The organism is Streptomyces sp. NPDC047028 (assembly GCF_040644095.1).
GTDB lineage: Bacteria > Actinomycetota > Actinomycetes > Streptomycetales > Streptomycetaceae > Streptomyces.
The window spans coordinates 23,390-37,946 of sequence record NZ_JBEYVS010000007.1; the positions used below are offsets into that span (position 1 = coordinate 23,390).

Below are 14,557 nucleotides of genomic sequence, written 5' to 3' on the forward strand. Positions count from 1 at the left end.
GGCCCCTTCGGGGGCCTGTACGGCCCGTAGGGGACGTGTGGCACCTGTACGGCGCGGAGGGCGCCCCCTGGCTTCCAGGGGGCGCCCTCGGGCGTCGAGCGGCCCTGAACGGGCTTGTGCGACCGTTCAGTCGGTGACGTAGACGTGCATGCCGGGCACGTGCAGGTTGCCGCCGAACTGGCCGGCCTGGACGACCTTCACGTTGGTGAAGTAGATCAGCGGGATGTTCAGCGGCGGCGGACTGTCCGGGCTGAACGTGACCGGGATCAGACCGAACAGGTTGCCCGAGATGGACTCCGTGTACATCACGGTGTCGCCGTTCCTGATGGTGGACGTCGAGCCCTTGGCCGCCTGCACGTGGTAGGTCTTGCCGGCCTGCTTGTCCTGCACCGTCTGGTGCAGGTCGCCGATGTCGGTGCCGCCGGATATGACGTACTTCAGCACCTTCTTCTTGGTGCCGTTGGCCGTCTTCACCTCGACGATGCCCTGGTAGTCGGCGCCCTTGAGCAGCAGGGAGCTGGCGTTCAGGTACCAGGGGTCGTCCGCGACCGCCACACTGTTGTCGACGCCGCTGACGTCCTCGGTGGCCGCCGGGCAGTCCGCCGACGACGTGCCCGATCCGGCGGAGGGGCTGGGGTCCGCCGACTTGGCCGTGTCCGTCACCGTCTTGGTGGCGTCCCCGGCGGTCTTCGTCACCGTGCCGGTGGTGTCCTTCACGGTGTCCTTCACCGTGTCCGTGACCGTCTTCGTCGCCTTCGAGGCGGTGTCCTTGACGGTGCCGGTGACGGTGTCCTTGCCCGCCGTGGACGTCTTGTCGGACGACGTGGACGTCTTGTCGGACGAGGAGGACGCGGAGGACGAGGACGAGGTGTCCGACGCGGACTGGGACGCGCTCGGGCTGGGGCTCGCGGTCGTACCGGAGTCGCTCTTGCCGCCCGTGAGGATGCCGCCCAGCGTCGTGCCGATGTCGTCGATCGTGCCGAGGAGCCCGCCGCTCTTCTGCGTGGAGGTCTGGGTCGGCGTGGTGGTGTCGCCGGTGCCCGGGCCGGAGGACTTCGAGGTGTCCGTGGAACCGGAGCCCGTGTCCGTGGACTTGGTGTCCGTGGTCGGCTTGGGCGTGGACTTCGCGTCGGAACCTGAATCCGACGAGGAGCCCGTGTCCGCCTTCCCGGTGTCCTTGGCGTCCTTGGTGTCCTTCGTGCCCGAGGTCGCGGTGGGGGACGGCGTCGCCTTGTCCGCAGAGGCGCTCTGGGACGCGGACGGCGACGGCGAGTCCGTGGCGTTCTGGGCCTTGTCCAGGGCCTTGACGCAGTCCTTGTACTCGTCGGCCGTCAGGCTCTTGGCCGTCGTCGACGGGGACGGGCTGCCACCGGCGGCGAGCGCGAGCGAGGACGTGAAGCCCAGGCCCACGAGGACCGCCGTGGGCATCGCCACGGTGGCTATCGCCTTGCCCGCCGGCATGTGGAACCTGGTGAACAGCGGCCTCTTGGGTGCCGCGTGGCGGGGCCCGGTTCTCGCACGGGACTCCTCCACATCAGCCCCGTGGGTCACCTCGTCAGCCGGCACTGTGCCTCCCGTTCGCCCCGTTGGCCGGGCTCGTTCCTGACAGGTCGTGCTCCGCCGGCCCGCCATGGGCCTGGGAGCCACCGCCACCGATCGCCCCGTCCACGCCGTGGTCGTACGGCGCCTCGAAGGCCGCCCCGTCCACGCCCTGGCCGTACGGCGCCGCCTCCGGAGCCGTGCCCTCGCCCGGGGCGTCGCCGCCCGGCTGCGCCTGCGGGGGCTCGCCGGGTGACCACGCCACGGCCATGCCGCCGCCGATGAGCGCCAGCAGGAAGCCGAAGATGAAGCCGCCGAAGTTGGACACCGGCAGGGACACCAGCGCCAGGAGGATCGCGGCGACACCCGCGAAGGTGCGCACGTGCTTCTGGACCCAGAGGGTGACGCCCAGCACGATCAGCAGCACGCCGATGATCAGGGATCCCGCACCCGCCGTGGTCGACATCGCCAGCGTCAGGTGGCCGAACTTCAGGTGGTAGTACGGGAAGTAGATGATCGGAAGACCGCTGAGCAGGACGAACAGGCCGGCCCAGAACGGACGGGTGCCCCGCCAGGCGCGGAACTGCAGCCTCCGGGCGGTGAACTGGCCGGACTCGGCGGCAGGGGTCTCTGCGCTCATGGAAAACAGCTCCCTGGTGCGGCGTTGCTGTGGTGGTGATGTGTGCCGCGCGTGAAGACGCGGCAGGATGGGGGACGGGCGGGGGCGCCATCGGCTCCCCCGCCCGTCAGCGAATGCCTAGTAGCACTCGTGCGTTCCGGTCGACACGGACATGTGCAGACCGCTCAGCTTGAAGGTTCCGGCGGTGGTCGCCCACGCCGTCTGCTTCACGTTCTTCAGCGTGGCGGAGTCGGCCTCCTGCGCGAACCCGAACGGGTTGGCCTGCTCGCCACCGCCCTTCATGCCCGGACCCTTGGTGGAGTCCTTGGCGGCAACACCGATGTTGATGTTGTTGAAGGTCGCGTCGGCGTCGAGGTCGGCAACGTCGATGTAGAGGTTGGACGCCTCGACAGGGGACTTGCTGCCGGCCGTCAGCTTGAGGCTGACCGAACCGAAGATCGGCACGTCCGGGGTGACCACGGACTGGCACATGTTGGTGATCTCGGCGGACTTGAAGCCCGAGACGGCGACGGGGTGAGCCGCCTTCTTGCCGTCCAGGGAGTAGCCCGAGTCGATCGCTCCGTACTGGACGAAGCCCTTGCCTTCGAGATTGTCGGCCGTCACCTTGAACGACTGGCCGGAAACGCTGAACGACGCCGCGAGAGCGCCCTGCGCGAGGGCGACACCTATGCACGCCGTGGCGGCGACGCTGGGCACCATGACCACAGCGAACCGCTTCCATCTGGTCCCGCCACGCACCTGGGACTCCATATTTCCTCCTTCTCGGACGTACATCTCCTGGCCCGGCCGGCCGCCGACGGCGGTTCGAGCGAGCAGGGATGGGAGAAGTGCTACGTCCTCGGGAAGGAGAGCGCCTGCGGTCGGCGGCGCTGAACCGCGCCCGTATCACCGGCGATCACCCCCGAGCGACAACCACTGGTCGCGCCTGACACGCATCACGCACAACCTTGCCGGACAGGCTTCGCCGAGGTGGCGAAGACCCCCCTGTCCAAGAGCCGGCGCCACTGCCGCCGGCTCTGCCCGGTGGGGACCCTGAGTCTCCCGTGACCCGACCGGCTGCCGGGGTGTGGGATAGGACCGAGCGTCGCCGATCGTGGTGCATTCTCGCCGCCCGCACAAGGGGGTTCGTTACTCGCTAGTAACGGCCGGATAACCGAGCGGCGGCCCGCCGGTCTCGGAGGGGCACGGAGGGTGGCAACGAAGCGCAGTGCAAAGCCGTTGATCTTTGGACGAAACCAGACAGATCAACGGCCCTGATTTACTGCGAGTAACAGCGGCCGCGATTACCAAGATTTGGCAAAGCGCGACCGCCGTGACGCCGTGTCGGCGAATCTTTCACTCGGGCATCACAACCCGTAGCGTTTAGCGACTGGTCAGAACAGCGCCCGCGCGAGGGCCCTGCGCGCCCCGATCACCCGCGGATCCTCGGCTCCGACGACCTCGAACAGCTCCAGCAGCCGGCGCCGTACCGCGTCCCGGTCGTCACCCTGCGTACGCTGCACGGTCTCGATCAGCCGTCCGAAGGCGTCCTCGACGTGCCCGCCCACCAGGTCCAGGTCGGCCGCCGCGATCTGGGCCTCGGCGTCGCCAGGCCGGTCGGCGGCCGCCGTGCGCACCGCCTGCGGGTCCATGCCCTGCACCCGCTGCAGCAACTCGGCCTGCGCCAGGCCCAGTTTGGCCTCCGAGTTGCCCGGATCGTCGCTCAGCACGTTCTTGTACGCCTGGACCGCCCCGCCCAGGTCACCCGCGTCCAGCGCCTGGACGGCGGCCTCCAGCAGCGCGTCGTACGGCCCCGCCGGCACCTCGTGCACCGGGGCGCCGCCCGGCTGCGCGTCCGGGTCGACCGCCAGGCCGGTCAGCCCGAACCGCTGCTCGGCGACCTGCACCAGCTGGTCCAGGGTCTCCCTGATCTGCTGCTCGCCGGCCGCGCCCTGGAAGAGCGGCAGGGCCTGCCCCGCGACGACCGCGAACACGGCCGGGATGCCCTGCACGCCGAACTGCTGCATCAGCATCTGGTTGGCGTCGACGTCGATCTTGGCGAGCAGGAAGCGGCCGTCGTACTCGACGGCGAGCCGCTCCAGGACCGGGCTCAGCTGCTTGCAGGGCTGACACCACTCGGCCCAGAAGTCGATGACGACGGGGACCTCGGCGGACCGCTGGAGGACGTCCCGCTCGAACCCGGCCTCGTCGACGTCGATGACGAGATCGGCGGGCGAGACCGCGCCGGGGCCGCCGCCCTGCCGCGCGGCTTCGGCGCGCACCTGCTCGGCCTTGGCCTTGGCCTCCTGGGCCGACTTCACCGCGGCGAGGTCGACGACTCCGCTCATGGACATGTTCCGTGGCTGCATGCGTCTATCCTCCCCCGATCCCGCGCCTGAAGAAAAAACGGTGTGCGTGCTGCGAGCGATGTGCGATGCGGTGGCCGGCGCCGGGGTCCCCACCCCGCGCCGGTGGTCGTCGCCCGCGCACGTCCAGCACGGGCGTCCACCACGCTTTCGCTACGAGTCGTAGCGTAATGCCAACGGCAGCCCGCGCGACACCACTCCCCGGTGATCTCCCTCACGACCGCACAGATCCCGCCGGTTATGGTCGAGACATGCAGAGCCCCACCCCCGCCGGCCGTCCCGGCCGCCCGCGCAGCGCCGCCGCGGACGCCGCGATCCTGGCCGCCACGCGGGAGGCGCTGGTGGAACTGGGCTGGTCCGGGCTCTCCCTGGGAGACGTCGCGACCCGGGCGGGGGTTGCCAAGACGACCCTGTACCGCCGCTGGTCCGGCAAGCACGAACTGGTCGTCGACGCGGTCGCCGAACTCTTCGACGAACTCCGGCTGCCCGACAGCGGGACGCTGGCCGCGGACATCGAGGGCGTGGTCCTGCAGTTCGCCGCGATCCTGGCCCGGCCGGAGGCCAAGAGCGGCCTGATGGCGGTGGTGGCCGAGTCGACCCGGGACGAGGCGTTGCGCGAACGCATCCGGGCGTCGATCGTCGAGCGGCAGAAGCGGCTGGTTCTGGAGGGCCGGGCGCGTGCCCAGGCGCGCGGCGAACTCCCCCCGGAGCCCGGGCCCGAGGAGGCTGACCGCACCGCCGACCTCATCTTCGACATGGTCGCGGGCGCGGTGGTCCACCGGACCCTGGTCAGCGGCAAACCGGCCGACGAACCCTGGGTCCACAGCTTCACCCAGGTCCTCCTCCTGGGCCTGACGTCCCTCCCCCAGACCTAGCCACCCCCCACTACGGTCACCCGGGGGTGGCTGTCACTCACCGGCACCGCCAGGCTGCCGCTGCGCCCACCCGTGCCGCCCTGGGGGTCCCCCCAGGCCCTTAAAGGCACTGGGGGAGGCACGCATGCCCGCAGCTACGCATGTACGTGCCCCGTCAGGGGCGCGGGGAACTGCGCGACCAGCGACGACGTGCCCGCAGGCGAAGACGGCGCCGACGGGCACGGTCACTTCTTGAGCTACCGAGTCGGGTGGTGGGTGGGCGAAGGACCGGGGGGCCAGGGGGCGGAGCCCCCTGGGACGGTCAGCGTGACGCAGGGGGTCAGAAGCCCGCCGGCTCCGTGTACACCCCCCACTCATCCCGCAGCACCCCACAGATCTCCCCCAGCGTCGCCTCGGCCCGAACAGCCTCCAGCATCGGCTCGATCATGTTCGCGCCGGACCGGGCAGCCCCCAGCATCGCCTCCAACGCCGAGCGCACAGCGACCTCGTCCCGGGCACCCTTCCGCTCCCCCAGAATGCGAACCTGCTCCCGCTCCACCTCATGGCTGACCCGCAGGATCTCCAGGTCCCCGGTGACCGACCCGGTCGCGACGTTCACGCCCACGACCCGCTTCTCACCCTTCTCCAGGGACTGCTGGTACCGGAACGCCGACTCGGCGATCTCCCCGGTGAACCACCCGTCCTCGATCCCCCGCAGAATCCCGGACGTGATCGGCCCGATCGGGTGCTGCCCGTCCGGGTGGGCCCGCAGCCCCCGCTCCTTGATCTGCTCGAAGATCTTCTCCGCGTCCGCCTCGATGCGGTCGGTGAGCTGCTCGACGTACCACGAACCACCCAGCGGATCCGCCACGTTGGCGACCCCGGTCTCCTCCATCAGCACCTGCTGCGTACGCAGCGCGATCTCCGCCGCCTGCTCGCTCGGCAGCGCCAGCGTCTCGTCCAGGGCGTTGGTGTGCAGCGAGTTGGTCCCGCCGAGCACGGCGGACAGCGCCTCCACCGCCGTACGCACCACGTTGTTGTACGGCTGCTGCGCGGTCAGCGACACACCCGCGGTCTGCGTGTGGAACCGCAGCCACTGCGCCTTGTCGCTCTTCGCGCCGTACACGTCCCGCATCCAGCGCGCCCAGATCCGGCGCGCGGCACGGAACTTGGCGATCTCCTCGAAGAAGTCGAGGTGCGCGTCGAAGAAGAAGCTGAGCCCGGGTGCGAACACGTCCACGTCCAGGCCGCGCGAGAGCCCGAGCTCCACGTACCCGAACCCGTCGGCGAGGGTGTACGCCAGCTCCTGCGCGGCCGTCGCCCCGGCCTCGCGGATGTGGTAGCCGGAGACCGACAGCGGCTTGTAGGCGGGGATGCCGGCCGCGCAGTGCTCCATCAGGTCGCCGATCAGCCGCAGATGGGGCTCCGGCTGGAACAGCCACTCCTTCTGGGCGATGTACTCCTTGAAGATGTCCGTCTGCAGGGTGCCGTTGAGCACCGCGGGGTCCACGCCCTGGCGCTCGGCGGCGACCAGGTACATGCAGAACACGGGCACGGCGGGCCCGCTGATCGTCATGGAGGTCGTCACGTCCCCGAGCGGGATGTCCTTGAACAGGACCTCCATGTCGGCGGCCGAGTCGATGGCCACGCCGCAGTGCCCGACCTCGCCGAGCGAGCGCGGGTCGTCGGAGTCGCGGCCCATCAGCGTCGGCATGTCGAAGGCCACGGACAGGCCGCCGCCGCCGGCGGCCAGGATCATCTTGTACCGCTCGTTGGTCTGCTCGGCGTTGCCGAACCCGGCGAACTGGCGGATCGTCCACGTCCGCCCGCGGTAGCCGGTCGGATGGAGCCCGCGCGTGAACGGGTACTCCCCGGGCCAGCCGATCCGCTCGAATCCCTCGTACGTGTCCCCCGGCCGGGGCCCGTACACCGGCTCCACGGGATCGCCGGAGAGCGTGGTGAAGTCTGCGTCGCGCTTGCGGGCGGCGTCGTAGCGGGCCTGCCAGCGTCGGCGGCCTTCCTCGATGGCGTGAGCGTCCATACCCTCGAATTTACTTGGACGTCCTAGTAAATGTCGATGGCAGACCGCCGTACGATGCCGTACGGCGGTGAGACCTACGCCTCAGCGGCCACCGGAGCCGGCTCGGCGATCTTCGCCTCCAGCTCCCGGCTGACCTTCCGCTCGACGAAGAAGGCGGCGGTCGGGACGGTGCCCGCGAGCAGCACCCAGATCTGCTTGCCGACCGGCCACTTCGCCTTGGAGCCCAGGTCGAAGGCGAAGATCAGGTACACGACGTACAGCCAGCCGTGGGCGATGCCGACGAAGGTGGTGAACTTCTCCGCCCCGTCGATCTGAAGCCCGTACTTGGCGATGACGCCCAGGGTCAGCAGGACCAGCAGCACGCCGGTGACGTAGGCCATGACGCGGTAGCGGGTCAGCACGCTCTTCTTCATGACGTCGAGCGTAACCGCCCGTTCCGGGAGATCTTGCCCCGGGGCGGGGCTCGGCCGCGCGGCCGGTTCAGTCCTCGTCGAAGTCGTGCGCGGCGACCCGCAGCGGCCGCAGCAGCGCGAAGATCTCGTGGCACTCCTCCGCGTCGTACGCCCCCAGCCCGAAGTCCATCGCCATCAGGTCGCCGGTGGCCGCGTCGACCACCTCGCGGCCCTTGTCGGTGATGACGGCGAGCGTGCCCCGCCCGTCGTTGGGGTTGGGCCGCTTGGCGACCAGGCCCGAGCGCACCAGCCGGTCCACCGTGTTCGTCACGGAGGTGGGATGCACCATGAGCCGCTCACCGATCTTGGACATCGGCAGCTCGCCGGCCTTGGAGAAGGTGAGCAGGACGAGCGCCTCGTAGCGCGCGAACGTCAGTCCGTACGGCTTGACCACCGCGTCGACCTCGGAGAGCAGGATCTGCTGGGCCCGCATGATCGAGGTGATCGCGGCCATCGACGGCACGTTTCCCCAGCGCTGCTTCCAGAGGTCGTCGGCGCGGGCGATGGGGTCGAAGGGGAGGCTGAGAGGCTTCGGCACGTCAGCAGACCCTACCGGCCGGTCATATGCCGGTCAGCCCTGTCTCGGCTTTCGGTCACCCGGCGGCCGCTTCCGGCTCCGCTCACCCGGCGACCGCTTCGGGCTGCCCCCGGTCATCCTGCACCGCCATGCCTCCGCCCTCCGTCGCCCGGCACGCCAGCGCCAGCCCCGCGCAGCACAGTGTGCCCAGCGCCCCGGCGCCCACGACGGCCCCGCGCACGCCGATCAGCTCGGCCGCGACCCCGGCCAGTGCCATGCCCACGCCCTGGAGGGTCATCAGGCCCGCGCTGAGCACGGTCATGGCCCGCCCCCGCAGCTCCTCGGGCACGGACCGGACGAACCACTGGTCCAGACCCAGCGTGTACGCCGACCCCGCCCCGGACAGCGCCAGGAGCAGCAGGGAGAGAGCGAGGCCGGGACGCAGGGCGTAGCCGAGGTAGGGCAGCAGGGTCAGGCAGACCAGGGGCAGCGCGATCCGCTCGCGGGCGGCGGTCCGCAGCCGGGCCCCGGCGAACAGCTCGCCGGCCACGGTGCCGACCGGCAGGGCGCACATCAGCAGGCCGAGTCCGGTGGAGCCGGTGCCGAGCGCGTCGGAGTAGGGGGCGGCCAGCGCCTCGGGGACGACGGAGAACATCGCGGGCACCCAGAACAGCAGGAGCAGCACGCGGACGCGCCGGTCGGCGAAGAGCGTGCGGGTGCCCGGCCGGGGCTCTCCCGGCCGGCGGGCGCGGGCGGGCCTGCTCCTGGTGCCGAGGCGCAGCATCGCGGCCGAGGCGAGGAAGGTGCCGACGGTGATCAGCAGGGCGTGGCGCGGGGTGACGACGGTGAGCAGCAGGCCGCCGAGGCCGTAGCCGACGAGGAGGGCGCTCTGCGCGACGATGCGCAGCAGGGAGCGGCCGAGCACGAACAGGTCGCCGTCGCCGAGGACGTCGGCGAGGGTGGCCATACGGGTGCCCGAGAACACCGGGGAGACGACGGCGAGGCAGCAGCGCAGGGCGAGCAGCAGTCCGATGCCGGCGCCGGGGGCGACCATCAGCGCCACACAGGCGGCGCACACCAGGTCGCAGGTCACGAGCACCCGGCGGGCGGGGAGGCGGTCGGCGACGGAGGCGAGGAGGGTGCCGCCGACGACGTACGGCAGGAAGCCGAGGGCGAAGGTGAGGGCGCTGAGCAGGGGCGAGCCGGTGAGGTCGTAGACGAGGACGGAGAGCGCGATCTCGCTGACGATCAGCCCGAGCATGGACAGGACGTGCGCGGCGAAGACGGCCCGGAACTCGGGGACGGCGAGGACGCGGGCGTAGCCGGCGGAGGGCTCGGACGTCGCCTTGGGCGGTGCGGACATGTCCGGCAGCGTGCATGGGCCCGGGGGGCGCGGCGTAGAGTTTCGACTGTGGCCGAATCTTCGGCTCGGGATGCTCGTGCCGGCGGTCGAGGGAGTGGGGATGCCGTCGTATCTGCACTTCGGGGAGGACGACTTCCTGCGCTGCCGGTTCGCCGTGTCGCCGCTGTGGGAGACGCAGGACGCGGTGCGCACGCTGAAGCGGCCGGACCGGCACGGCTACCACGCGCCCTGGCTGCGCCGGATGCGTACGGCGGCGGCCGGTCTCGACCTGACTCCGCTGTGGCTGCTGATGCCCCGGCGCGGGCATTCGCCGGACTGGCTCGGTCCGCCGCCGCTGGGGCCTGCGGCGACGTTCGAGGAGGAGATCGCGGCCGTACGGCGGGCCGATCCGGTGGCGGCCCGCGAGGACACAGCCCGTTCGCTCGCCTGCACGCCGGGGGCCTTCGACTCGCCGTACGCGCGCGCGTGGATGGCGGATCCGGTGCGGATGGTGGCGGAGCTGGCGGACGCGGTGGAGGAGGTCTGGCGGGTGCTGATCGAGCCGGACTGGCCGCGGCTGCGGGCCCTGCTGGAGGCCGATGTGGCCTTCCACTCGCGACGGCTGGCGGAGGTGGGCCTGGGCGGGCTGCTCCCGGAGCTGCACGGACGGCTGGGCTGGCGGGAGAGCACGCTGACCATGGAGTCGCGGGGTGACTACGAGCGGCACCTGAACGGCCAGGGGCTGGTCCTGATGCCGAGCGTCTTCGTGTGGCCGGACGTGATCAGCGGCTTCGACCCGCCCTGGCAGCCGACCCTGGTCTATCCGGCCCGAGGTATCGCCGGTCTGTGGACGAACCCGGCGGACCGGGCCCCGCAGGCGCTCGTACGGCTGATGGGGCGGGGCCGGGCCGCCGTGCTGACCGCGCTGGCCGAACCGGCGACCACTACTGCCCTGGCCCACCGGCTCGGTCTGGCCCCGTCCTCGGTCTCGTCCCACCTCACGACCCTGCGCGACGCGGGCCTGCTGACCGCGCGCCGCTACGGCCACCAGGTGCTGTACGAACGCACCCCCCTGGGGATGGCGCTCGCGTCGGGAGGTTGAGGCCCCGACGGCCGGGACCTCGGAGGCCGGGGCCCCCGAGGCACGCGCGGCCGTCGGCAGGGCTCAGGGGCGTCCCCGCTGCCCCCTGAGGTGTTCGGCGATCGGTTTGAGGCCCTTGTCCAGCTCCCTGAGGGTCTCCGCCGACAGCAGGTCGATGAAGTGCCGGCGCACGGACGCCACGTGGTGCGGCGCCACCTTCCGCATCGTCTCCATGCCGTGCTCGGTCAGCACGGCGTACAGCCCCCGCCGGTCGGACTCGCAGTTCTCGCGGCGCACCAGGTTCGCGTTCTCCATCCGCGTGATCTGGTGCGAGAGCCGGCTCTTGGACTGGAGGGTGGCGGACGCGAGGTCACTCATCCGCATCCGTACGTCGTCGGACTCGGAAAGGTTCACGAGGATCTCGTAGTCGTTCATCGTCAGCCCGAAGGGCTGCAGATCCTTTTCGAGTTGATACGTCAACAGCCTGTTGACCTCCAGGTGGGTGCGCCAGGCGCACTGCTCCGCATCGGTCAGCCAGCGCGTGGCCGTCTCGGTCTCCATGAATGAAGTCTACCTAAGAAGTTGAATGACGAACTACTTCGGGTGGTGTGACTGTGCGCACGCGTTCGACGTCACACTCCGCAGACTACCGCTCACAGTCCGAAGCGACGCTGGAGGTCCCCCAGCTGTCCGGGAAGACGCGGTGCACCCGACGATTGCGGACCGTGTCCACCCGACGCCGGAACGCCACCTCCGGGCACCCCCGGCTCCGCCGGAACCGCCCCCGTCGCCGGCTCCGCCATGAGCGCCTCGGACGACTGCAGGAGCACCGTCCCGGCACCCACGAACTCGAACTGGTGCTCCTCCCCGGAGACCCCGCCCAGGCCCGTCATCGCACGTAGACCGCCCATGACGCCGGTCAGATACCCGTGGTCGTAGTGATGACAGGGAGAGGGGCAGTCGGCCCAGCCGACCAGCGCCTGCGGGTCCACCCGGATCGGCGGCTCCATGAACACCACCGGCCCGTTAGACGCGGCCACGAACTTTCCGGTTCCGATGAGCGTCAGGAAACCCGGCACGATCGATTGTTTCAGTGCGAGAGTTGGCTGAAAAGCGAGCAGGTTGCCCGCGCGAATGGTCAAGTTCCCGTCGTCGAGGTCGTAGGAATTGACATCGAAGGCCCGGTCGGCCAGCAGCATCTTGCCCGAGCCCTCGGCCACCACCCAGTCGCTCGCGTGCAGTGGCGAATGGAACGACGTACGGACAAGTCGGTCGAGTCGGCCGTGCCCGACGCCGTTGAACTCGATCGCCCCGTAGTAGGCGATCATCTTCCCCTTCTGCAGGAACCACTGCCCGCTCTTGAGCTCCACGCAGAACGTGTACTTGTTCACGTTGTCGTCGACGGGCAGCGTCATCGGGTCGTGGACGGCCGGGCCGCCGGGGGTTCCGTACGCGCTCACAGCTTTTCCTCCGAGGCCTGGACGTACACCGTGCCGCTGCCGCTCAGCTCCAGCTGGAACGCCTCGCCGGAGCCGCGGCCGACCATGTCGCGCCAGCCGAGGGCGGTGGACAGCTTGTTGCGCACGTCGCCGTGGTGGGCGACGTACGCCTGCGGGTCCACGTGCACCGGGCGCTGCGGGGTGATCGGGACCTCGAAGACGCCGCCGTGCGCCATCACGGCCACGGCGCCCTGCCCCTGGAGGGTGGTGGTGAACAGGCCCTGGCCGGTGACCTGTCCGCGGACCATGCCCATGACCCCGCCCTGGGAGCCCATGAACATCGTGCCCTGCCGGAGCGTGCCCTCGAAGGCGAGCAGCCGGTCGGCCTCCACGTAGAGGGTGTCGCCGGTGAGGTGGATGACGTGGACGTGGTGGCCGCCGTGCCCGAAGAAGACGGTGCCGCTGCCCTCGACGGACATCAGCGGGGTCGCCTCGCCGGCCACCCGGCGCCCGATCATGGACATCATGCCGCCCTGGCCGCCCTGCATGTTGGGCGTGAAGGACACGTCCCCCTTGTAGGCGAGCATCGCCCCGCGCTGGCTGAACAGCCGCTGCCCGGGCATGACGGTCGCCTCGACCATCTTGGAGTTGATCTCCCTCAGGCTCATCTCACACGTCCCCCGCGATCGTGTTCCGCTCGCTCGGCTGTACGTAGACCAGACCGTCGCCCTCGAAGCGGATCTGGAAGGCCTCGCCGCCGCCCTCCCCGAAGAACGTGCGGAACGTCACACCGGACTGGAAGGACTGCCGTACGTTCCCCTGGTGGGCGATGTACGCGCCCGGGTCGACGATCAGCGGGTACTGCGGGCTGACGCGCAGCACCACCGCCGGCCCGTCCGACATGATCGCCGCCTGCCCGTGTCCCTCGACGGTCGTCGTGAACAGCCCGTTGCCCTGCGAGGCGCCGCGCAGGCCGGTGAAGGTCGTCCCCGTTCTCAGCCCCGCGTCGGTCGCGAGCAGGTTGCTCGACTCGACGTAGAGCTTGTCTCCCTGGAGTCCGACCAGGTTGATCTCCGAGGCGCGGTCCGCGAACCAGCAGGTCCCACGCCCTTTCACCTCCATCACCGTCATCTGCTCGCCGGTGAGCCGCCGGGTCACCATCCCCCGCAGGCCCTCGCCGCCGCCGCTCAGTTTCTTGAAGGCCATCTCGCCGTCGTACGCGACCATGGAGCCGTTCTTCGCCTTCACGGCGTCCCCGGTCATGTCGACGGCCAGCACCTTGCTGCCTTGAAGTCGGAACATCGCCACGCTGCGAAAGTAGCGGCCCGGTGGGTGGAGAGAACAGGGCCGGAGGGTGGAGACGGACCCTGAGCGCACCCCTAACGGCACCGTTTGCCACAATGGGCGAACCTTTGTGCTTCCGTTCACAAAGCGGATCACGAAGCGCGCCACAGCGGATCACGAAGCGACCGCGCCCCCAGCGACTCTCCCACCCGAAGGTGACCCGTGGACATCAAGACCGCCACCGCCCTCCGCCGCCTCCGCCTGGTCTCGGCCCCCGAGGCCGTGTCCTTCCTCGTGCTGCTCGTCTGCTCGGTGCTGAAGCGGACCACGGACTTCAACGCGGTGCCCGTGATGGGCATGATCCACGGTGTGCTGTTCGTCCTCTACGTCGTCTTCTGGGCGGACGCCTGGAACCGCGCCAAGTGGAGCCTGAAGACCGCGGCCCTGTACTTCGTCCTCTCCGTCCTGCCGACCGGCGGCTTCTTCGCCGAGCGCAAGCTGCGCCGCGAGGCCGAGAACGCAGTCAACGCAGCCGTCGCCGCCCGGGCCCGTGAGGAAGGGGTCGTGAGCGCATGATCGTCGCCTTCTCCGTGACGCCGCTCGGCGTCGGCGAGGACGTGGGCGAGTACGTCGCCGACGCCGTCCGCGTGGTCCGCGATTCAGGCCTCCCCCACCGCACCGACGCGATGTTCACCTCCATCGAGGGCGACTGGGACGAGGTCATGGACGTCGTCAAGCGCGCCGTGGCCGCCGTGGAGGAGCGCGCGCCCCGCGTCTCCCTCGTCCTCAAGGCCGACATCCGGCCCGGCGTCACCGACGGACTCACCTCCAAGGTGGCGACGGTGGAGCGGCACCTGGCGCAGTGAACGGCCCCGCCCGCCCCACGGCGAGCGGACCTCGACGGGTGACCCCGGCGAGCGAACCCCGGCCCCAACGGGCCGGGGTTTTCCGCCCCTTGCTGTTTGAGCAGTCGCTCAACCACGGTGTACCGTCAGCTCCAGAGGGTTTGAGCGTTCGCTCAAA

Annotated in this window: 16 protein-coding genes; 4 read left to right on the plus strand and 12 right to left on the minus strand. The window is 70.4% G+C overall.

The window, feature by feature from the left end; all coding sequences use genetic code 11:
- Window positions 1-126: 126 nt before the first annotated feature.
- The 4 genes from ABZ854_RS08650 to ABZ854_RS08665 form a co-directional block, all read right to left on the minus strand.
- On the minus strand, window positions 127-1,566 hold the full coding sequence (locus tag ABZ854_RS08650) for a hypothetical protein (RefSeq protein WP_361206370.1): 1,440 nt from the start codon (window positions 1,564-1,566) through the stop codon (window positions 127-129).
- The gene (locus ABZ854_RS08655; RefSeq protein ID WP_361206373.1) at window positions 1,556-2,179 is read right to left on the minus strand and encodes a DUF6114 domain-containing protein; all 624 of its coding nucleotides are present in this window, start codon (window positions 2,177-2,179) and stop codon (window positions 1,556-1,558) included. The genes ABZ854_RS08650 and ABZ854_RS08655 overlap by 11 nt, the downstream gene beginning before the upstream one ends.
- 117 nt (window positions 2,180-2,296) lie before the next feature.
- A complete protein-coding gene (locus ABZ854_RS08660; protein WP_361206376.1) occupies window positions 2,297-2,929 on the minus strand; it encodes a DUF6230 family protein in 633 nt (210 codons plus the stop codon).
- A 623-nt stretch (window positions 2,930-3,552) separates the two neighbouring features.
- Window positions 3,553-4,527 (minus strand): tetratricopeptide repeat protein, encoded by a 975-nt coding sequence (locus ABZ854_RS08665; RefSeq protein WP_361206379.1) that lies wholly within the window; start codon window positions 4,525-4,527, stop codon window positions 3,553-3,555.
- Between the two features lie 248 nt (window positions 4,528-4,775).
- On the opposite strand from ABZ854_RS08665, the gene ABZ854_RS08670 reads away from it, so the two are divergent.
- The gene (locus tag ABZ854_RS08670; protein ID WP_361206382.1) at window positions 4,776-5,399 is read left to right on the plus strand and encodes a TetR/AcrR family transcriptional regulator; all 624 of its coding nucleotides are present in this window, start codon (window positions 4,776-4,778) and stop codon (window positions 5,397-5,399) included.
- Between the two features lie 319 nt (window positions 5,400-5,718).
- On the opposite strand, the gene ABZ854_RS08675 is transcribed toward ABZ854_RS08670, so the two are convergent.
- From ABZ854_RS08675 to ABZ854_RS08690, 4 genes are all read right to left on the minus strand, one after another.
- Window positions 5,719-7,419: a methylmalonyl-CoA mutase family protein gene (locus tag ABZ854_RS08675; protein ID WP_361206385.1), complete on the minus strand. Its 1,701-nt coding sequence runs from the start codon at window positions 7,417-7,419 to the stop codon at window positions 5,719-5,721.
- A 74-nt stretch (window positions 7,420-7,493) separates the two neighbouring features.
- The gene (locus ABZ854_RS08680) at window positions 7,494-7,832 is read right to left on the minus strand and encodes a DUF3817 domain-containing protein (RefSeq protein ID WP_361206388.1); all 339 of its coding nucleotides are present in this window, start codon (window positions 7,830-7,832) and stop codon (window positions 7,494-7,496) included.
- 67 nt (window positions 7,833-7,899) lie between these two features.
- A complete protein-coding gene (locus ABZ854_RS08685; RefSeq protein WP_361206391.1) occupies window positions 7,900-8,409 on the minus strand; it encodes a MarR family transcriptional regulator in 510 nt (169 codons plus the stop codon).
- Window positions 8,410-8,491: 82 nt separating this feature from the next.
- The gene (locus tag ABZ854_RS08690; RefSeq protein WP_361206393.1) at window positions 8,492-9,751 is read right to left on the minus strand and encodes an MFS transporter; all 1,260 of its coding nucleotides are present in this window, start codon (window positions 9,749-9,751) and stop codon (window positions 8,492-8,494) included.
- A gap of 100 nt (window positions 9,752-9,851) precedes the next feature.
- On the opposite strand from ABZ854_RS08690, the gene ABZ854_RS08695 reads away from it, so the two are divergent.
- A complete protein-coding gene (locus ABZ854_RS08695; RefSeq protein WP_361206396.1) occupies window positions 9,852-10,832 on the plus strand; it encodes a DUF5937 family protein in 981 nt (326 codons plus the stop codon).
- 63 nt (window positions 10,833-10,895) lie between these two features.
- Here ABZ854_RS08695 and ABZ854_RS08700 read toward each other — a convergent pair whose 3' ends face one another.
- The 4 genes from ABZ854_RS08700 to ABZ854_RS08715 all read right to left on the minus strand — a co-directional run bounded on the left by ABZ854_RS08700 (window position 10,896) and on the right by ABZ854_RS08715 (window position 13,552).
- Complete coding sequence (locus ABZ854_RS08700) at window positions 10,896-11,372, minus strand: MarR family transcriptional regulator (RefSeq protein ID WP_129306507.1); 477 nt, start codon at window positions 11,370-11,372, stop codon at window positions 10,896-10,898.
- Between the two features lie 92 nt (window positions 11,373-11,464).
- The gene (locus tag ABZ854_RS08705; RefSeq protein ID WP_361206399.1) at window positions 11,465-12,271 is read right to left on the minus strand and encodes an AIM24 family protein; all 807 of its coding nucleotides are present in this window, start codon (window positions 12,269-12,271) and stop codon (window positions 11,465-11,467) included.
- On the minus strand, window positions 12,268-12,918 hold the full coding sequence (locus tag ABZ854_RS08710) for an AIM24 family protein (protein ID WP_361206402.1): 651 nt from the start codon (window positions 12,916-12,918) through the stop codon (window positions 12,268-12,270). Before ABZ854_RS08710 ends, ABZ854_RS08705 begins: the two co-directional genes overlap by 4 nt.
- Before the next feature lies 1 nt (window position 12,919).
- Entirely contained in the window at window positions 12,920-13,552 is a 633-nt protein-coding gene (locus tag ABZ854_RS08715; protein ID WP_361206814.1) for an AIM24 family protein, read from the minus strand.
- 204 nt (window positions 13,553-13,756) lie between these two features.
- Between ABZ854_RS08715 and ABZ854_RS08720 the strand changes: the two genes are divergently transcribed.
- A complete protein-coding gene (locus ABZ854_RS08720) occupies window positions 13,757-14,110 on the plus strand; it encodes a DUF3817 domain-containing protein (RefSeq protein ID WP_361206405.1) in 354 nt (117 codons plus the stop codon).
- The gene (locus ABZ854_RS08725) at window positions 14,107-14,400 is read left to right on the plus strand and encodes an MTH1187 family thiamine-binding protein (protein ID WP_361206408.1); all 294 of its coding nucleotides are present in this window, start codon (window positions 14,107-14,109) and stop codon (window positions 14,398-14,400) included. Before ABZ854_RS08720 ends, ABZ854_RS08725 begins: the two co-directional genes overlap by 4 nt.
- Window positions 14,401-14,557: the final 157 nt, after the last annotated feature.